Below are 20,948 nucleotides of genomic sequence, written 5' to 3' on the forward strand. Positions count from 1 at the left end.
TTAAGTAATTATAAAGAAACAATATATAATCACATCGTCAAGTATTGAGACATTCATATAATAAAAAAGCAAAAACAACTACACACTGTTAAGCGTATAGCTGTTTTTTAATTAACCTCGTCTAGTTACCTATACACAAGTAACGCGACACTATGAGTAATTGTCGTCCATCACGTTAGAATCATCTTGTTGAGCTGTATGTTCATCGTTTTCATACGATGCACTGTCATCCATAACATCAACGCCTTGGTCTCGGTTATCACCCTGCATCCAGTCTCCCTTTGAGTCGTCTTCATCATGCATACCGCGTGAATTATCATTGCCTCGATGTCCCGAGTGCATAGCATGGTCATCATCCACTTCAATCGTTACCGTGCCAGTCGCCCCTTCAATCGGTGTACCAATGTCTGATTGCCCTTCGAACGTAATTTCTTCTTTTCCTTCATTTTCATCGGCAAGTTCTATCTTCACTGGGCGCGATAAGTTACCACTGATCGTGTACGAACCATCATCATTCAAAATACCGTTTGAAATAGTTGCGCCCTCTGGCAGATTACTGATTTCAACTTGATCAACATCAGAGTTACTTGTGACATCATCAGGAATATCAATCCGTATAGTACTACCCGGTGCAGCTGTTATATCAGTCTCACTATCGTTAATAGAATCGTTATCTTGTTGCGCTGCTTGTGCATCTAACGTAACAGTCTGTGTATCATGGGTTTCTTGTGTAGAAGGTTCATTAGCTTGACGTGCTGCGGGTGAAGAAGCATCAGGATCTTCATACTCCGCCACATCAAGTTGCAACGAATGTATTGCTGCACTATTACCGTCTGTCGTGCTAACGTCGAGATCCAACTGACCATTAAAATCATCATCAGTCCAAAATACCCAATTATCTTCACCATTCTCGACCAAAGCACCGTCATCACCGTTGTAATCCATCGATGTAACATCCAATGATGAATCCAAGTTTAGCGCTACCAAAATATCGTTTTCAGCCAAATGTAAGGCACCAAATTCATCCAGTGTAAAATCGCTACCTTGTTTCGATGAGCCGTCTTCTGCTTCATTAATATTCACCGTAAAATGACTGCGAACACTTTCTTCACCATCAGTCGCAACGAAAGTAATATGCGCCTCACCGGTATACCCTTCAGCAGGGACAAACGTATATTCTCCTTCACTGTTGGTTTCTAACACACCTTGACCTGTAATTAATTGCACGGATTCAATACTCAGCGTATCCCCTTGTGCATCAGACAACTGTGCCAGCATGTCAACGTCATTAAACGTTAGCGTGTTTCCGGCTTCTATTTCTGTTGTTATAACTGCATCAACGCTTGGAGCTGTATTTACAGAATTTGTATTTAAATCAGCCTCTCCTGCTTCATTTACAGCAATAGAGCTTTGTACATCACTACTTTCACCGTCATGATTTATCTGATAAGCAAAATCAACGTTACCGCTTACCTCACCTGCTGGAGTAAATAGCCATGTGCCATCTCCGTTATCAACCAGCTCACCTTGGCTACGATCAATAAGATGTACACCGTGTACTTCATCTGAAGGTGATGTTTCAATATCATCAGCCATCGCTAAAAGATCGGCAGTAGTAAGAGTTAATGCCCCACTTTCAGCCACATCGAAGTCTGCATAGGTATCTGTCGGTTGGGTTATTTGGCTTGATGCGGTTTCACCATAATCTGCAGTCGTTGCCGACACAGTAATGAAGAAGTTACCAGAAAAGTCTTGTGGTGGAGTAATCGAAAGATCATTAAAACTCCATTCGGTAACATCAACAATTTGTCCTGGTTCTGTGATCATCACAGAATGTACACCATCAGAAACTTCAAATCCGACAGGGAAACCAGTAATAACTAAATGGCTTAACACTTCTGATGAGTCGATCATATCGACGTTCAACCCCAGTAAACCTGTGGTATCTTCATCAAAAACAAGTGGTCCATCATGATCTGTTGTTATCACGGCACCATCAGCAACAGGGCGGACAAAAACAGGCATGGTTAGCATTGTGGTTAACCCATCAGGGTCACTCACTTCTATTTGCAGTTCAGTTGTTCCTGCATAATCATCTGTTGGGGTAAATGTCCATGTTCCGTCTTCATTATCTTCAATCGTTCCACTTTCATCACCGTCAGTATTAATGATGCGAGAGATGACTAAATTATCTCCATCAATATCACCAAACAAATCCAACATATCATTGGCATTAAAGGTGAAAGCACCTTCTTCGTAAGTGGTTAAATGCGCATTACCGCCATTAAACGGTGCATCATTAACAGGTAACACATCGACTTTCATACCGCCATCGACCACATTGTTACCATCTGAAATTTGGTAATCTAACTCGATTAAACCATTAAAGTCAGGCGGTGTGATGAGGTGGTACATACCATCTTGTTGTAACTGTAGGCTGCCATTCTGGGGTTGTTTCAGCGACAAGCTTTCTAACGAGAGTTGATCGCCATCACCATCACTGGCTTGGCTTAAAATATAAGCAGGATCAATCACCAGTACCTGATCTTCATCAACATCAAAACTCAAGCTTGGTGCAACAGGAAGATCATCAGTTGGAGTCACGTTTACCGATACCGTTGCCGTATCGTAAGAGCCATTACCATCAGTTACGGTATAAGAAAAAGAAGCAGGTCCGTTATAATCAGAATCAGGGGTAAAGACTACATTACCATCGTCATCTAGTGATACTTCACCATGTGTGGCCTCTGTCGCTTCAACTACAGAGATAGACAAAGTGTCGCCATCGGCATCACTGTCGTTAAGCAGTAAGTCTGCAGCCTGAATAACAAGCTGACCGTCTTCTTCCACTTCAATAGCACGAGATGTAATCGCTTCGTTGACGTCAACTAACTGTTCGGTGATATCCAACGTTTGATCAGCAGTGCTGTGATTAAGGTCGAGGTTTAAGGAGTGACTGATTTCGCTACCGTCTGACTGAATCGTCGTCATCTGAATTTCTTCAGACATGGTGCGTGACACCGTCATGTTTTGAACAACGTACGTGCCGTTGCTGCCTGTTGTACCAAGGGTAAAGTGATGAACGGGTACATCTGTCGTAAACGCGTAAGTATCTTGGTATTCGCCAGAATCTCGATACCCGCCTTGCGCATCAATCAAATTGCCATCAGCATCAAACGCCTTGATTGTCACTTCTGTTGCATGGCTGCTGGTTTCATCAAAATACCCTCCCAAGCCATCAAGCTGGAAGGTGATCTGATTAACGTCTTCCCCTTCAACCGTTACTGTTAGCATTTCATTGGTATCTAAACCATTGCGGCTTTCGTTACCTATCCCGGCTCCTTTATGAGTTCCTGCACCATTCCACGCAGCAAGCTCTCCCGTATTCACTTGAGTCGTAATCGTAACGCCATCTTCAACATAGACCGCAGTATCACCATCAACGGTACCCCAATCTTCTACAGTAGCTTTACCATCAAAAATGCGCGTTGACGTATCACTGTCGAAGCTACCGACACGAATATCTCGCGTGTCAGCCTGAATTTCATCGGTATTAGGAGTGAACTGTACTTGAGTATCAGCTGGGTACGTTAAGCCCATAACCATATCAGCCCATTCACCGTCTTCATCCAAATACTGTACAGAACCATGATCTGGAGCTGCATCTAAGCGAATAAGCGGCTCCATACCATCAAGGCTATTGTCATCTTGTGCAACAACCGGATCATTAACCGGATTAACGGTTAAATCTAGCCCTGTAGACACCGTTTCTTGACCATCAGTCACATCGAATGTTAACTGTAAATCACCATTGAAGTTTTCTGCTGGCCTAATAGTAAACGAACCATCTTCATGGTTTTCAACTGAGCCGAAGGCTTCTAGCTCTAGGTTGATTGCTGTTAAATCATCACCGTCTACGTCTGATGCATGCATCAATAACTGTTCTTGCGTCAGCGTAATCGTGCCATCTTCATTTACGTTGTAAGCCACGTTTCCGGCTACGACTGGCGTATCGTTCACAGCAACAACATCAACCTCAGCAGTAGTTGTCGCGGTCGTACCCTCTTGATCTTTTACTGCGACATCAAAAGCGACATCACCATCAAAATTAGGGTTCGGAGCAAAAGAGTAATTACCATCACCATGATCAGTCAGTATCCCATCAGTGCCTGAATACGTAACAGCATCAATACTGACCTCGCCTTCCACATCACTTGAATTAGCAAGTAATTGGGCATCAGTAAAAGTGAGAATACCGTCTTCGTTAACAGAGTAAGAGGTAGAACCTGCGACAGGGGGATCGTTAACCGCCTCCACCTGAATATCAATATTCGCTGGGGTTAAGGCTGTGCCATCGCTAACAGTAAAACTGAGATCGACGTCACCATTGAAATTCTCATTCGGTGCAAAGGTATACGTGCCATCACCGTGATCAGTGAATACACCATCAGCTCCACCGTATGTCACAGAATCGACGGTTAAATCATCCTGATCGACATCCGAAGCATTCCGTAATAACTGATCATCGGTAAAAGTAATGGTGCCGTCTTCATTCATGGTGAAGGTTTGATCATCAACAACCGCAGCATCATTCACTGCCGCAACAGTCAATGTACCATCAGAAGATACAAGGCTACCGTTTTGATCGGATACATCGAACGTGATATTCAAATCACCGTTCACATCTTGGTTCGGGGTGACAATAAACGACTTATCACCGGTTTCACTGTCAATCACAGTTTTAAAGGTGGCGTTGTCGATAGCCAGATTGGTAATGATTATGTTATCACCGTCGACATCACTAGCATTCGTCAATAAAGCCGCTTCTGTAATAATGATTTCTGCATCTTCATCGGTATTAAATTGCGGTATGCTGTCAGCGTCGATCACAACCGCATCATTCACCGCTTGCACCTCAAAATCCAGCTTACTGGTCGTGGATGCTGTTTCTGGTGCCTCGCCCTCAGTGGTGCTGTTTTCGACAGTCGTAGAGGTTACTTCTAGTGACACCAAACCATTGAAATCCTCGGCACCTTGGAAGATCAAACTACTGAGATCCCAACCCAATACATCTGCACTGTTATCATCGCCGTTTGCGATAAAAGTGTTTACCCCATCCGTCAATGTGGCGCCATCAGGTAAGCCATCGATAATAATTGATTGTAGTGATTCAGATTCATCAGCATCCAATACTGCACTATCAATGACGATCGGCACGGACTGATCTTCAATAATATCTTTGACAACAGTGATGGCATCAAGCAGCCCACCGAGGCTGTTATCATCGGGGGAATCAAATTCTAAGCGTGGATTATCCGTTGTCGCGGTTAATTGATAGGTGTGGTTTTCCCAGCCCGCTTCTTCTGGGGACAAGGAATCAATCAATACCCCTTCAAAGTACACATCAACTTGCGAATCTGCCCCTTCATAATTCAGGCGCGCAGACATATCAAACGACAAGGTCACCACATCGCCAGCTTGCACATCAAGATTAGTGTACAGGTTAGACTCATCGCCACTATTGGCTTCAAGTTCGATCACGCCACCACGATCATCACCCACCCCGTAGACATAGTCTTGATGGATTTCGATATGGTTATTCTGGTTGTCAGTATGCCAACCTGTCAGTGTGCTGTCTTGACCGACACCGTACTCTGCTAAGGTCATGTCAGTCAGTGACACGCTTAATGACGGTACATCAGCATCGGGAGTAATCGTAACTGGGGCATTGAACATCGCATCAACTGTACCGTCATTCAATGTAATGGTTAAGTTAGCATCACCGCTGTAATCGGCATTAGGGGTATACACCCAATCACCATTATCGCTTTGAGTAACGGTTCCATGCTCATCCGAACTGATACTTGCTACTGATAACGCATCGTTATCCACGTCTGTCGCATTATCAATTAACGAGGCTTCAGTGATCACAATGCTGCCGTCTTCATTCACAATGTATGAAGTTTCTGCAAGTACGGGGGCATCATTAACGGCTGCAATATCAAGGCTACCAGAAGCGGGAGTCACTGCCCCATCGCTGTCATCGACATCGAAGGTGAAAGGCACATCTCCGTTATAATCGGCGGTTGGGGTGAAGGTAAATGTGCCATCGTCATTATCGATGACGGAGCCATATTGCGCATCAATACTCAGATTAATCGCGGTCAGATCATCACTGTCGACATCAGACGCATTTTGCAGCAGCATCTCTTGGGTGAAGGTGATGGCAGTATCTTCAGTGCCGTCAACCTCGGTGGGCGTAACAACGGCTGCATCATTAACGGCTGTAACATTCAGTGTTGCACCAGAGGCCACTTCGCTACCATTCTGATCTGATACATCAAACGTTACTTTCAACTCTCCATTTACATTTTCATTTGGCGTAACAACAAATGATTTTTCACCCGTTTCAGGATCAATCGCGATTTCAAACGTCGCATTCTCGATACTTAAATTTTCGACACTTAAATCATCACCATCAACATCACTAGCATTTGCCAATAACACATCTTCGGTAAGTACGATCTGTGTATCTTCGGCACCACCGAACATAGGTGCAATTTCATCATCAATAACGACTTCGTCGTTCACGTTATTAACTTGAATTTCTAACGTTTCTGAGGCGCTTTTAGTATCAAATTCATCTTCAACAGATAAACCAGCAGCAATAGCATCTGCAACATCAACCTCAAATGTTTCACTGGTTGTTACCGTGTCTACCTCTTGATTTCGAGCTTGTCCTCCTCGGCCACCTCCAGCACTTTGTTGCTCTGAGGTTATACCTTCTCTTGGTTTAGGCGTATCATTGCCACTACCAGAAGGTTGACCTTGTGGCGTATTTCCACCAACAGGCTGTGGTGCATTTCCACCAGCCACATCATTATTCTCATTATTATCGCGGCCATTATTTGTTGGTTCTTGTGCTGTTTTATTATCAACTCGACCTTGTGATTTATCCTCATTTGCATTGTGTTCTTCTGCACGGCGTTGCCCTCCTCGCCCTTCTCGACCTGCTCCTGAAGGGTTTTCACTCATTGCAGCATTAATTTCATCAGCTAAATCTGATGACTCAGCGCCGGTAGCTGTGGCTGCAGCAACGGTACTTTGCAAATTCTGTCTATCCTGACCGCGGTTTTCATCAGCCCCTTCATCTGGCGTGGCAATATTCTCAACAGCATCATTTAATTCATTGTCATCATCATTCTTTTTATCATGATGTTTACCGCCTTTATTTTTCGCCATTAGGAACCTCTATGAAATGCCGTCATTTGTATACAAAATAAACTTCCTTTATATACCTAAGAACAACAAAAAAGGTTTGGCAAATATATTGATGAGCGATTTGTTTTTAAATGAAAAAATAGTGATATTACGCACACTTAACGTCAAGAAAATGGCTGTATTACATATAAAATATCGTTCAAATAATGAATCTTCAATAATTTGCAGTTTGTCTTGATATATAGTCAAATCTAGACCATATATTACTTTTAGAAAACCATTTCATATTCTAAGTACGACGTGTCAACTGAAGAAAAAGGGAGAGTAATAATGATAAATTACACGGAATTCAGTAGCTCTATGGACAATGACGACGACATGATTTCGATGATCATCGATCTCTATAGTGAAGAACATGGTGATGATATACGTGTAATACAAAATAAATATGCAAATCAAGATATTGAAGGATTATTTCATACCATACATTCCCTTAGAGGCGTATTGCTCACTCTCTGTGAAGAGAAAGCCACACTACAACTAGAAACCATCGAAAACTTATGCAAACGTGGCGAAAAACCGGATGTACAACTTCTTAATGAAGCTTTAGAAGAAGTGGCTAGGGTTAACCAACAAATTTTAACGTTAACGGTATAGCAAATGGTCATTGTTTCAAGGAGTCGATGCAATGGGCATAGAAAAGCACATAAAAAAAGCGTTAATAGAATCTAAACACAATGACGACATAGAGATAGAAAATAATGTCTATATCAAGAGCGCAATGACAACCGTACATAAGTCGTTGCTCTTTTTGTTTGCCGCTTTTCTGTTACTCATCATACTAGCTTCGCAAGCCCAAATTGACATCGTCGTATCATCGCGTGGTGAAATACTACTCGATTCAGATATTGAGCGTGTACAACACTTAGAAGGTGGCATTCTCGACACGATCTTAGTCAAAACTGGCGATTACGTTTACGCAGGTCAACCCATTGCACGGCTTAAATCGGTTGATCGTAATACCCAGCTTAAATCTGCTACGTTAGATATCGTTGGATTAGAAATTGAAATTACCCGTTATTTGGGGCTAATTAACCAAACCCTTCCTGACTTCTCATCGTTTAGTGCTTATCCCTCACTGATCACACAAAACACTGAGTCATGGCAAAAAGAATTTCAGAAAAACACCTCAAACCAAGAACTAATGAGCCTTGATATTGAGCATAAAAAACGCCTTATCGCCTCAATGAAAAACCGTATTAACAGTTCTCGTAAGCAATTAGGGTTAATCAACAAGCAGCTCTCAATCAAAGAAACCCTCTATAAAGAAGAAATGGCGTCTTACATCGATGTACTCAATATGAAAGTACAAGAAACAAACATGTTACGAGAAATCGAAAACCTCGATGAAGCTCTAATGAACGAGCAGTTTCAATCTGCGCGGCTGGAAAAACAACTGAATGACACCATAGCTAGTCGTAATGCCGAATACCAAACACAAATAAACCAACTCGAAAAAGATCTTTCGTTGAAAAAAGCGCAACTACCACAGCATACCGACAAAGTAGATCGCTTAACGGTGTATTCACCCGTTGATGGCGTAGTCGACAAAGTACATTTCAACTTTAAATCAGCCGTTATACCTCCTAATGAGAGTATCGCTGACATTTCGCCAATCAAAAATACATTGCACGGCGAAGCTAAAATACCAAAGAAAGATATGGGATTTGTTGAGATAGGCCAAGAAGTGAAGTTGAAGTTTGATACCTATAACTTTGCCAAATATGGGTTCGTTTCAGGCACGATAAATTCGATTAGTCGTTCGTCATACGAAGAAGAGGAAAATGAATTCTATATTGCGAAGATCACTATTCAGCAGGATTTTCTTGAAAAATCTGGTGCAAAATACACGCTATCACCTTATATGGAATTCACTGCCGATATTAAGACAGGCTCACGCTACGCCATTGATTACGCATTAAAACCTGTAATGAGTGCCATGGAAGACGCATTTGATGAGAGGTAATTATTTGTGAACACATCAAAGAATAGAATCACTGGAATCTCATTCGTCTTACTTGTAGGGTTTATACTCGCGCAAACTCTAGTTGGTTGGCGTTGGCTGAATAATAACGTCGATTACACCAGCAGCCTACAATCTAACTTATTGCAAAGTTCAGCAGCACTGGTAAGTAAAACTGAAACGCTAATGCAAGCAGTCATTGGTTGTGAGAACACACAATGTGTACCTAGTTCCCTCCATATTGGTTTGCCAATTAGCGAACTACATCAACAACTCACTGACTTTGAACACCTTGCTTCCACCGAAAAGTCTAAAGTCAGCTTAGTTGGCAATGTTGTACATCCACAACTGCAAGTATCGATTGATAAATATCTGGCTAAGGGTGATATCACAGCCTTTCAACAATCGTTACTCAACAGCTATGTCGCACTACAAGCCGCTCATCAGAACCTCATTAATATTATTGAAGCCGATTATTACAACGCACAGCAACAGCTTTTTTATCAAGCTCTTCTGATTTTCGTACTCAGTATCTGCATGGCTATTGTTCTCATGTTAATGCAAACATCTCGTAGAAAGCAGATGAACAAGCACAATACTCACGCCCATCATGATGTTGAACAGCTTGCAACTCAGCTTGAAAACATCGATGCCAAGGGTATTCAGGCACGACTTAATAATCTCGAAACAACGCCGACAGAAAGGCGTATCTTCGCCAATCTGTCATCCATGTATCAAGATGTTGAATTTCAAAAGCGCAACGCCGATTTATACCGCCAACTTTACGCCCTTATTGGCTATGAAATTCGCGGTATGACAAACACTATTCAAGGTGGGGTACGCTTAATGGCACAAGATGCTGGCGAGAATGGTGCCGTAATGGCGCGTGATATTACGCTGGCAACAAATACCTTATCCGATCTTGCTGATAACTATAATCGATTAATTTCTGGTGGTAATAAGAGTCAAACAGGCAATGTGTCTTTTTTACCTTTCATGTCTGAATTGATTGTGCACTTAACCGCAAAAACACAGCAGTCACAACGTACCTTAGAATGCGACTTAGATGATAACTTACCAGAAGTCATTGAAGGGAATTCCACCAGCTTATTTTGGGTTCTATTCTTACAACTATCTAATGCTATATCGGCACAAAATGAAAAACACATATTATTGAGAATCCGCACTGAAGCGGCAGAAGACGTTGAACAAACCCGTTTGATCTTTGAAATATTATTCTTGCCAACCGATAACGTGGATCTTGCCAGAATCCAAGATACATCATGGGATCCTGTCGAAGAGAAAAGCGGCATTAATGATGAATGGTCTAAAGCGATTTTAACCAAGGTAAGTCGTTTTAAATCATTATGGTTTCAAGCCCCCAAAATACATCTCGACGGCTTACCAGTGCAATCTTTTCAGCAGCTGCATATTGCCATTGATATTACGCCAAAGAGCTTTTATCGCGTTGAACGTTCGCTTGAAAATAAACACATTATGATTTGTACCGATTCCCCACTACAAATCGATATCATGTCACGAATTTTAACTCAATATGGTGCAACGGTTGAGGTGATCCGCACCGCCAATGACATCTTCCAATCATTACCTGTTATTGGTAATTACGATGCCATTATTATCACCGATACGCTAAAAGGCATTCAGCTAAAATCTTTCTGTAAGACATTGCATTCACGTCTGAAAAAATCTGCTAAAACGAAATTATTTCTAGCAGCATCAGAATCAAGCACGGTGCAAGATACCCATTCATATGTTGATCGCGTGTTCTATACCCCGTTAATACCGTATGAGTTCATTCCTAACTTATCAGAAGCGCTTAAAGAAACTGAAGAAACCAATACACAAACACAAAGCACTTTCTTGATTGTTGAAGATGATCGCGTTCAGCAATTCTTATTGAAAAAGCTACTTAGCAAACAAGGCTATGACTCTCATACCGTTAGTGATGGTGCACAAGCTGTCGAATATATGAAAGAACATGGTGCCGACATTGTATTTATGGACTGCATTATGCCCGGTATGGGGGGGCTAGAAGCCACAAAATTAATTCGCCAGCGGGAAGAGGAAAAGGATATCAACCAACCCGCCACTATTATTGGCGCAACCGCACTCACCAGTGCAACAGAGCACAAGTCATGTATTGAAGCAGGGATGGACTATGTCATCAGCAAGCCGTATAAAAGTGATGAAATTATTAAAGTTATTAAAAAATACATGGCAATTAAGAAGATCTGTTAGCGTTTCAACCGCAGTGTCATGTGCTTTATTATTGGGGCTATCACCGCCCTTAACAGCCTCTGCTGCCAATTTATTGGACGTGGTCGATATAGCCTTACAAGAAAACTTGTCACTCAACAGTGCTGAAACTGGCTTACGATCATCACAATATGATCTCGATATTAACCGTGGAAAGTTTCTTCCTTCGTTAAATGTATCCGCTAATACCAATTGGAATGATGGTTCAACACATCAAACATCGGGGTCTAATACCGACAACAGTTATAATGACCACGGTGTTAACGTTACTTTGTCACAAACGTTATTTAACTTGGGTGATATTTATTCACACACCAACACACGTATTGATGTTGATATTGAAACCCTAAAAACCGAACAAACACGCCAAGCCATTATCCGAGATGCATCTACAACCTATTTTGAATACTTGAAAAGTAGCGCCCAAATTCGTGCGACCCAGGCAGAGTTGAACTCTTCAATCTCCCGTTTAAAATTAATAACGCGTAACGTCGAACTAGGGAATGTGGCAGGGACTGAAAAATACGAAGTATTAGCCCAAAAAGAAGGGACTGCAAACACACTACGTACTTTGAAAAAAGATCAAAAAGTCATACTGACTCAGCTTGAAACGATTGTTCAGCGCCCTTTGAATCCCGACTATGATCTGCAATCAACGATAGAATTCACCGAGATCCCTTTAGATCGAGAACGTCGCCTAAACGATATCTTGTATACCTCGGGTTATGACTTACTTATCGCTCAGCAGCAAGTCAAAAAAAGCAAACAAACCCTAAAAGAAACGGGGGCAACCTTTGCACCTTCACTAACGGGTAGTATCGGTTATACCTATGACGATACCAATGACGTCTCAGCCACTATATTTCCCGATAATGGGGTGACAGAAGAAGCCGTTTATACCCTAAAGCTCGATGTGCCGATTTTAAATGGCGGTCGTGATTACTACCGCTATGAACAAAACAAAGTCAACATAGAACGCACCGAAATTGATTTACAAGACAGTAAAAATCAAAGCCAACAGCAGTTCGATGAATTCATATATAACATTAACGATTATTCCGCGTCGCTAGCCAGCTTAAAAACCATCATTCAAGCCAATTACGCCTCTTATAATGGCATTCAAAAAGCCCATAAATTGGGTACACGTACAATCACCGATCTCCTTTCCGCTGAAAGTAAGCTGTATAGCAGCATCCGAGATTATGAAAGTGCCCGTTACGACTACATCATTAATTTGCTACAGCTTAACGAGCTGATTGGTAACTTGAACATGAATACAATAGGGAAAATAGCCGAACAAATGTCCCCCGTTAGCGATAGGAAAACCGACTCCCCTATTCCACTGCATCTCTTAATTCAATAAAAGGAGTAAACAATGAAAAGTCATTTATTTACTCGAAAGATCAACCCTATCGATAAAGTTTACTTGGTCTTTTCTACCGTCATGACCACGCTACTCGGTTTGGTATTACCTTTTTCTATTTTAATTATTTTTGACCGTATCTTACCGAATCAATCAACCAACTCGTTGATGTTATTATTTGCCGTTATTTTGACTGCCATCTTTATCGACTATCAGTTAAAACGCCAAGAAGAATACTTAGTATCAGTTATTATGAAACGGTTTGAAAGCCAGCTAACCAATAGTGTCTTTCTTGCTATTTGTGCCGCCAATATTGAACGTTTTAACCGTCTGGAAATGGGAGAATACCTCGAACGTATTTCGACGATCCCAGATATTAAACAGTTTTTCGGCGGGGAATCGATCAAAGCGCTGATCAACGGTGGTACTAGTGCTATAACCGTATTGATCATCTTTTTGATCAATATGTGGGCAGGCTTAGCCCTTATCATCGCTTCAAGCATTTTATTTGTGACTGCACGCTTTCTTGCTCAAAAGCGAGTCGATGTTTTATCACAACGATCTGATATCGAAGGGTTAACCAATTCCAAGATCATCGAGATCGTCTCTAATCCATTAGACATTAAAAGCCGTACCATGGAATATCGCGTAGAGAGCGTGATGGTCGAAATGATCGGAGAACGTGAAACCCAAAGCATTGAATACGAACGCCTTGAATCATCTTTCAATCTCACCTTAAACTTAATTCAACAACTCTCTGTCGCCTTAGTAGTCGTGCTTTGTGCGCGTGCGGTCATCAACTTGGAAATTAGCCAAGGGGTTATGGCAGCCGTAATTCTTCTCACCAATCGCTACTTTGCCCCTTACCAGCAAGTAATGAGAACCTTGAGCCGCTGGCGGGTAAACCAAATGCACATTGAGCGTATTTGTGAACTGCTGGAATTGGAAGCCACCGCCCATGAAGATGCTCCCTTACCGGCAGTAAATACCCTGTCGCTGCATACTCAACCAATAGATGGGATAAGCCTTCCACAAAATTTCGAGCTATCTAAAGGCAGTATTCACCTCTTCACGGGCCCGAGCGGCACGGGGAAAAGCCACCTTCTGCGCTGTCTAACACGGGATACTCACGATGATACGATCACGATTCACGTCAATGAACAGCCGCTAACTGATATTGAATATGCCACATGGCGTAATGACATCATCAAAGTCGACAAAAATACCACATTAGTCGAGGGGTCGATCATCGATAACCTCACATGTTTTCGTCCACACTTGAATAATGCCGCTTTTTCTTTGTGCGAAAACTTAGCAATAAAAAACAATATAGATGGTTTGAAAAATGGCTTTTATACCCAAATATCAAGCCACACTCAGTTACCATTTTCACGTCAGGTATTATTCGCATTATTGGTTGTTCGAGCCTTACTCAGTAGTAAACCAGTATTAATGATTGATGATATCGACATGGTGTATGACGAGCAGTTTGGACGTTTATTATTATCATGTATTGCACCAAAATCTAACAACTTCATCTGCATTATCGTCAGCAACAAATTGGGGCAGCTCGACACCCGTTTGGTTAAGCATAAATTAATGAAGAAGGTGGTTGTCGCATGAGCGTATTGATCGATTTCAGCAATACTGAAGAACGACTAGGCGACTTTGGATCCGCTAAATTCAAAGAGCGTTACCGTGACTCTCCAACCATATTAGGTATCGCTTATACTTTAGTCACGCTGCAGTGGGAAGGCACCCCCGAAATATTAACCGATGCCTTTATTCCTCAAGACAAAGACATCGACAGCTTTGCCAGTACCTTGTCACGGTTAGATTACGAATGTAAAAAACAACGCCACCAGAATATGCATCAGCTGGAGCATGTTTCTGTACCTGCTTTTATCGAATTCGATAATGTATGCACCATCTTTTTAGGTATTGAAAACGGCATGGCAAAGCTGTTCGACTACCGAAACAATGTACTGCTTGAACATGCGCTTACCAATGAAGCGTGTACGGTGTGTGAAATATCGGAATATTCGAAAATATTTCGAGAACCACCACCAGAATCCCAAGACAAATCTAACTGGATAAAATACGCGTTTTACCGTTATAACGATGAAATAAAAAGTTTAGTGCTACTGAGTTTGATCATCAATGTGCTTGGTGCCATGCAGCCATTTTTTATCATGGGAGTCTACAGCTTCGCGCTAACCTCAGGTTCTGAAACCACTCTATTCTGGCTAACAGCATTAGCGATATTTCTGGCGTTTGCTGAATATGGATTCAAACGTATTCGAATGAATATACTCGCAACATCAGGTAAAGATCTTGCTACTCATATATCCCAAAATGTCATTAGCAAACTGTTATGGCTACCCTATTCGATGACATCATCAGCAGGAGTATCATCACAATTAGCCCGTTTGAAAGACATCGACCAACTACGTAAATTGGTGACCGCAGAATCAACACTCAGCTACTTTGATATGCCGTTTGTCATCATCTTCATTTTGGCAATCACTATCATTTCAGGGACTGCCGCCCTTACCGTATTAGCAGGTATTGCTTTGATGTTAGTATTCTGCGTGTATTCACGCTATATCTACACCCAAGCAACAGCCAAAAGTTCGCGTGCCAATGCCATGGTGTCTTATCAATGGAATGAGCTATTACGCAGCATTAATACCATTCAGGGGTTACCATTACTGCGTGTTATTCGTTCACGTTTTCATGCCGCACATAACCAAAGTTTGGATGATGCTAAAAGTGTCTCGATAACCAACGGTAAAATCCAATCCATGGGGCAAGGGTTAATTCAAGCCATCGGTACAGCGAGTATCATCACTGCCGTCTTAGGCGTAATGGCGGGTGAAACAGAAGCAGGTGCAATGCTTGCCATCATCATCTTAGTGTGGAAAGCACTAGGGCCTATTATGGGGATTTATAACTCCATTACTAAGTTCAAAACCATTAAAGCTGCAAGTACGCAGATTAACGCGTTAATGTCGCTCAATGACGACCGTTATCATTTAGAAAAAAGCCCGCCAATTCGACATTTCAAAGGGAATATCGCCGTTAATGGCCTTAGTCACCGCTATCAAGGTGCACCGAATGGATTAACGAACCTAGCCTTTAACGTACAAGCTGGTGACAAAGTCTCGATATCGGGTATTTCAGGTTCAGGAAAAACGACTCTTCTCAGTATGTTGGCTGGATTGGAAGATCGCTATCAAGGCGGCATTTTACTGGATGGTTACAACATTAAGCAGTTTAATAATTTCCGCTATCGTAAAGCCATTAACTACATTCCCTTTGAACTGCACATTTTTGAAGGAACGCTGGAATCTAATTTCATCATTCATGACGGTGTAATTGCGAAACATCAGATGGAAGAAATTATCGACTTCTTTGACTTACACCCCTGGTTACCCGATGGGCTAGATACACATATGTCGTCAGATTATGTCGAGCAATTACCTAATGGCGTGCAGCAATCACTGCGGATGGCATTGGGTCTCGGTTGCTGTGATCAAGGGATCATTGTTATTGATGAGCCTTTTGTGGGCTGCGAAAAAGAATACGTGAAATACATCAATAAGTTATTTACTGAGAAACTGGCAGAAGCGACGGTCATTTTTACGACTAACGACAAGTCTTATATTGCAGCCTCAAATAACTGTTTATTACTTGATCATGATGGTGCGCAAAAATACTTTGGTTTCCCAGATAAAGTAATTCAGACGATTAAGAGTTAAGGCACTATTACACATTGCTATATCAAAGATGAAAGTACCATGACGGGTTTATGTGGTAATGCGCGGTATGAATAAGGAGGGAGAATAAACACCAACTCCCCTTAGCTTTACGGCTTAAAAAGGAATTGGTGGATAGTTCAATAGCCCTTTTTGATAAACCACTTATGCTTTATCTGGCTATCTGTATTCTGTCTTACTTTACGCTTTAGCGTCTGCCTTTAGGTATAGCATGGCTCGTTGGTTTATCTTGGCTATTTTGCTTGTTTTTAAAGTTCTTACGTCTTGCCGCAATTTTCGTTTCTGGCACGTAATTCAAAATAGAAACAGGCACTTCTTTTTGAGGAACAAAGCCTTCGATTTCTTTACGAACAATCAAATGACCAAGACGAGTTTCAATCGCACATAAGTGTCTGAAGTCATCACGTGATACAAATGAAATCGCCTCACCCGTTGCGCCAGCACGACCTGTACGACCAATACGGTGAACGTAATCATCAGCTTGATCAGGCAAGTCGTAGTTAATAACACGCGTAAGATCATCAATATCGATACCACGCGCAGCAATACCTGTCGCAACCAATAAACCAAGTTCGCCTGATTTAAAATCATTCAACAGTTTTTCACGCACTGCTTGGCTTCTACCGCCGTGAATAGCCTCTGCTACGATGCCACGCTTTTCAAGCTGGCCGACTAATTTAGCGGCACCATGCTTCGTTTGAATGAAAATAAGTGCTTGCTTCCACTCATTTTCTTTAATCATGTGGCTCAACAATGCTGATTTCTTATCTTTATCAACAGTGATCAACCATTGGTCAATTTTTGGTGTTGTTGTGTTTTCAGGTGAAACCGATATCTCAACTGGACGCTCAACTGCTGTTTTAGCTAAAACGCGTACTTGATCAGACAGTGTTGCTGAAAACAGCAGGTTTTGTCTTTCTTTTGGCAAACGTTCAAGGATTTTATTGATGTCTTCGATAAAGCCCATGTCGAGCATTCTATCGGCTTCATCCAGAACCAATACTTCTAACTCATCAAAATGTAACGCTCGTTGAGTATACATATCAAGAAGTCGTCCTGGTGTTGCAACCAGAATATCGACACCGTCAATCAGACGTTGCTTTTGATCTTTATAGTCAACACCACCGTACATCGCTAACGAAGTCAGCGATAGGTGCTTGCTATATTGAGTAATGTTCGCGTCAACCTGTACTGCTAATTCGCGAGTAGGTACAAGAATAAGGGCACGAATACGCTTTGCACGTATTGGCGGCATATCACTGAATTTTTCTAATAGAGGCAGTACAAAACTAGCCGTTTTACCTGTACCCGTCTGTGCGGCTGCAATCAGGTTTTTACCCGTCAAGATGACCGGAATCGCCTTCTCTTGAATCGGCGTAGGGGTCTCGTAGCCTAATTCGGCTACTGCTTTTAAAATCGGGTCGCTTAATCCAAGGTTGGAGAATGACATTTGGCGTCTCAGGTATATGAAAAATAAACAAACTGTTAGGCTAGGTGCACTTACAGCAGAACTTAGATCACATTATACATGAACCATGAGTAACAGGCATACCCTCATGTGTATTGCTTACCTTATATAGTTATACCTTGTTTATAGGGAAGAACTGTACTTTAAGCGAGGTAAACTCCAGACATAAAGAAGCCGCTAACAATGTAGCGGCTTCTTTGAATATGGTGGAGTGTTCTGGGTGAGGTGGATTTGGAACAAATCCCTCTTGCCACATGCGCTAGACGCAAAAAGGGCGGAGAGATAGGGATTTATTACTCGCAAGCTCGTACCCTTCGGGCTATTGCCTTTTCGCACCTTCGGTACGGGCAATGTGCTTTCGCTTCGCTCAGGTGAACCCTGTCTAGGATTCTGCATCCCTATCTTCTTGGGTAAAATCCAGACGTAAAAAAACCGCTAACAGAGTAGCGGTTTCTTTGAATGTGGCGGAGAGATAGGGATTTGAACCCTAGAAGGGCTATAAACCCTTGCCGGTTTTCAAGACCGGTGCTTTCGACCACTCAGCCATCTCTCCAACGCGGTGAATAGTACAGACGCTGAAGCTAACTGTAAACCCTTTCACTAACCAAGTGCACACGGCTTGAACAAAGAAAACAAAGTACAAACAAAACGTTTTAAATTACATCTAACAATAACGTTCAGAGAGCAAATATTGTTTTTCCTTTCATGTATTAAGCGATTTCCAAGGTCTGGAAGACCGGGTACATACATGCACCGAAAGAAGAAAGACTAGGTCCCACACGAGAAGGAGCGATGGTTGCCATCTCATAGTCCATACCGAACTGATCCCATAATTGATCGAGTCCAATTCTTCGAATCAGCTCAGTACTAATATGCTCGGGTGCCGAGCCCCCAAAAACTATACAGTCGGGATCAAACCAACCTAACGTCAGTAAAATAAGCGGCTTTAATTGCATTGCAGCATGATCAAGCCACTTTGACACAACAGGATGATCAATTGGGGGGATAGCTTGAATATTATCAACTAATGTTCCATTTTCAGCTAACAACTGCATTAGCTCACGCAATGATGGCCGACGAACTTCAGGTTCTTGAACTGAAAAATAAGTCCCTATTTCACCTGCATTTTGATGGCGACCTCTGAACAGCTTACCATCCATAATCACTCCACCACCGATGCCATGACCAATTTCAATCAATAACATATTAGTCACCTCGGGCCAATGACCCGAGAAGTACTCACCAACTGCCGACACGTTACAGTCATTATCAATCCAAACCGGCCATTCAAATACCTGCCCAAACAAAAGCGCAACGTCGACTTCGCGCCAATGAGAAAGCCATGGGATAGTATGTATAAACCGACCATTGCCCAGCTGCGGTCCCGGCATTGACACACCAAGCCCCAAAATACGTGATTGCTGAATACGGTGTTTTTCAATTAACCGTAATACTGCAGACTGAATCGCCTCCATGACATCTTCAATAGGACCCGATTCTTGATAATCGAAGCTCACTGTATCGACAAGGTGACCACAAAAGTTTGCCAGTGCTACTTCAATTTTATTTATATGAAAAGCCACTCCAAATGAAAAAGCAGCATACGGACTGAGCTGTAACGGTATAATCGGTTGCCCTCTGCCAGCTTTGATCCTCTCCCCTTCACTAATAAACTGCATCGAGAGTAACTCTTTGCAAATACTGGTAACGCTTCCGCTACGCATCCCCGATAGCTCGGTAATTTTAGCGCGCGAAACAGGCGCATGGTTACGAATAATGCTCAGTACTTTTTTTTGCCCAGGGGACAATTCAAGCTGGAGAGGCTTAATAGGAGAAAGCATATATTTAACTCATTTATTAGGCAGTTAGACTAGATAATTATCCCATATATAGCCTAACTTCCACAGTCTATTTTAATTTAAATCGCTTCTAAGCCAGCTTCATCAGCCAAGCGTTTAAGCATATCAATGTCATCATGACTAATCATGTCAATCAACCCTTCTTTCATCCAGCCAATGATTTCGCTATGAACATCATAACCAAAGTATTCATTAAACCACTGGGTAGTATCTTGATCTTTCGTTGGTAAATATAAGCGTGTTGTTAGACCTGCTTTCTTATACGCTCTCAAGTCATTAATGCTGGCATGAGGATATTCACAGCACACACAGCTCGCACGTGATTCCGTTACCGCTTTTAGCTGATCGTTATAGCGCGCAAGGGTGACCACTTGCAAATTGACTTCTGGCAGCAGGTCTTTCACCCGATTTACCAATGCATGATCAAAACCAAGCAGTTGAATATGCTCAATTGCATCAGGTACTGAACGCAAAATCTCGACCATCTGTTCAGAAAACTCTTGGTGACGCAAGCGTTGCTTGGCTTCAACAATCAAACCAACATTATTTTCAACCGCCCAGTTCAGCACATCAATAAAAATCGGCACCTTAGTACCTGCAAATTCAGGTGCAAACCAACCACCAAAATCGAGTGCCAATAACTCATCAAGCGTCATCTGCTCAACATACCCTTGACCGTCAGATGTTCTTGCAACACTTGGATCATGAGTAACCACAATGTGGTTATCCTTAGTCATTGCTACATCAATTTCAATGCAACTCGTATTCGCTTCAAGAGCCGCGATAAACGCAGGCATCGTATTCTCAGGGTTATTAAGGCACGAGCCGCGGTGGCTGTTAATCAGTACTTTACCTTTACTGGCAACATCAAAATCAAATGGCATGATTACAATCCTATTAATCTTTATTGAAAAGCTTAATCAAGACTACTTCATTTCAAACAAAAGTGTCAACACTA

At 42.1% G+C, this 20,948-nt stretch carries 10 protein-coding genes and 1 tRNA gene; 6 read left to right on the forward strand and 5 right to left on the reverse strand.

Going from position 1 to position 20,948, the window contains the following annotated elements:
* Nucleotides 1-150 precede the first annotated feature (150 nt).
* Nucleotides 151-7,242, reverse strand: coding sequence for a tandem-95 repeat protein (locus C9J48_RS06675; RefSeq protein WP_006229003.1), 7,092 nt, complete (start codon nucleotides 7,240-7,242; stop codon nucleotides 151-153).
* Nucleotides 7,243-7,551: 309 nt separating this feature from the next.
* On the opposite strand from C9J48_RS06675, the gene C9J48_RS06685 reads away from it, so the two are divergent.
* Genes C9J48_RS06685 through C9J48_RS06710 form a run of 6 tightly spaced genes read left to right on the forward strand, consistent with a single transcriptional unit; the run spans nucleotide 7,552 to nucleotide 16,645 of the window.
* Entirely contained in the window at nucleotides 7,552-7,878 is a 327-nt protein-coding gene (locus C9J48_RS06685; RefSeq protein WP_006229002.1) for an Hpt domain-containing protein, read from the forward strand.
* A 31-nt stretch (nucleotides 7,879-7,909) separates the two neighbouring features.
* Nucleotides 7,910-9,247 (forward strand): HlyD family type I secretion periplasmic adaptor subunit, encoded by a 1,338-nt coding sequence (locus tag C9J48_RS06690; protein ID WP_006229001.1) that lies wholly within the window; start codon nucleotides 7,910-7,912, stop codon nucleotides 9,245-9,247.
* Nucleotides 9,248-9,253: 6 nt separating this feature from the next.
* Nucleotides 9,254-11,503 (forward strand): ATP-binding response regulator, encoded by a 2,250-nt coding sequence (locus tag C9J48_RS06695; RefSeq protein WP_006229000.1) that lies wholly within the window; start codon nucleotides 9,254-9,256, stop codon nucleotides 11,501-11,503.
* Nucleotides 11,424-12,884 (forward strand): TolC family protein, encoded by a 1,461-nt coding sequence (locus tag C9J48_RS06700; protein WP_006228998.1) that lies wholly within the window; start codon nucleotides 11,424-11,426, stop codon nucleotides 12,882-12,884. The genes C9J48_RS06695 and C9J48_RS06700 overlap by 80 nt, the downstream gene beginning before the upstream one ends.
* Before the next feature lie 12 nt (nucleotides 12,885-12,896).
* Entirely contained in the window at nucleotides 12,897-14,507 is a 1,611-nt protein-coding gene (locus tag C9J48_RS06705) for an ATP-binding cassette domain-containing protein (RefSeq protein ID WP_006228997.1), read from the forward strand.
* A complete protein-coding gene (locus C9J48_RS06710) occupies nucleotides 14,504-16,645 on the forward strand; it encodes an ATP-binding cassette domain-containing protein (RefSeq protein ID WP_006228996.1) in 2,142 nt (713 codons plus the stop codon). The genes C9J48_RS06705 and C9J48_RS06710 overlap by 4 nt, the downstream gene beginning before the upstream one ends.
* A 205-nt stretch (nucleotides 16,646-16,850) precedes the next feature.
* Here the strand turns inward: C9J48_RS06710 and C9J48_RS06715 are convergent, their stop codons facing one another.
* The 4 genes from C9J48_RS06715 to C9J48_RS06730 form a co-directional block, all read right to left on the reverse strand.
* Nucleotides 16,851-18,113: a DEAD/DEAH box helicase gene (locus C9J48_RS06715; protein ID WP_006228995.1), complete on the reverse strand. Its 1,263-nt coding sequence runs from the start codon at nucleotides 18,111-18,113 to the stop codon at nucleotides 16,851-16,853.
* Nucleotides 18,114-18,593: 480 nt separating this feature from the next.
* Nucleotides 18,594-18,684 (reverse strand) — tRNA-Ser (locus C9J48_RS06720).
* A 157-nt stretch (nucleotides 18,685-18,841) separates the two neighbouring features.
* A complete protein-coding gene (locus tag C9J48_RS06725; protein WP_006228994.1) occupies nucleotides 18,842-19,972 on the reverse strand; it encodes an ROK family transcriptional regulator in 1,131 nt (376 codons plus the stop codon).
* Between the two features lie 77 nt (nucleotides 19,973-20,049).
* A complete protein-coding gene (locus C9J48_RS06730) occupies nucleotides 20,050-20,874 on the reverse strand; it encodes a glycerophosphodiester phosphodiesterase (RefSeq protein ID WP_006228993.1) in 825 nt (274 codons plus the stop codon).
* Between the last annotated feature and the right edge of the window lie 74 nt (nucleotides 20,875-20,948).

The sequence above is a fragment of the Photobacterium profundum genome, from assembly GCF_003026285.1.
In the GTDB taxonomy this organism is placed as follows: domain Bacteria; phylum Pseudomonadota; class Gammaproteobacteria; order Enterobacterales; family Vibrionaceae; genus Photobacterium; species Photobacterium profundum.

Coding starts and splice junctions, on each gene's coding strand:
- C9J48_RS06675 (WP_006229003.1), bottom strand. CDS start 7,242: ATGGCGAAAAATAAAGGCGGTAAACATCATGATAAAAAGAATGATGAT.
- C9J48_RS06685 (WP_006229002.1), top strand. CDS start 7,552: ATGATAAATTACACGGAATTCAGTAGCTCTATGGACAATGACGACGAC.
- C9J48_RS06690 (WP_006229001.1), top strand. CDS start 7,910: ATGGGCATAGAAAAGCACATAAAAAAAGCGTTAATAGAATCTAAACAC.
- C9J48_RS06700 (WP_006228998.1), top strand. CDS start 11,424: ATGTCATCAGCAAGCCGTATAAAAGTGATGAAATTATTAAAGTTATTA.
- C9J48_RS06705 (WP_006228997.1), top strand. CDS start 12,897: ATGAAAAGTCATTTATTTACTCGAAAGATCAACCCTATCGATAAAGTT.
- C9J48_RS06710 (WP_006228996.1), top strand. CDS start 14,504: ATGAGCGTATTGATCGATTTCAGCAATACTGAAGAACGACTAGGCGAC.
- C9J48_RS06715 (WP_006228995.1), bottom strand. CDS start 18,113: ATGTCATTCTCCAACCTTGGATTAAGCGACCCGATTTTAAAAGCAGTA.
- C9J48_RS06725 (WP_006228994.1), bottom strand. CDS start 19,972: ATGCTTTCTCCTATTAAGCCTCTCCAGCTTGAATTGTCCCCTGGGCAA.
- C9J48_RS06730 (WP_006228993.1), bottom strand. CDS start 20,874: ATGCCATTTGATTTTGATGTTGCCAGTAAAGGTAAAGTACTGATTAAC.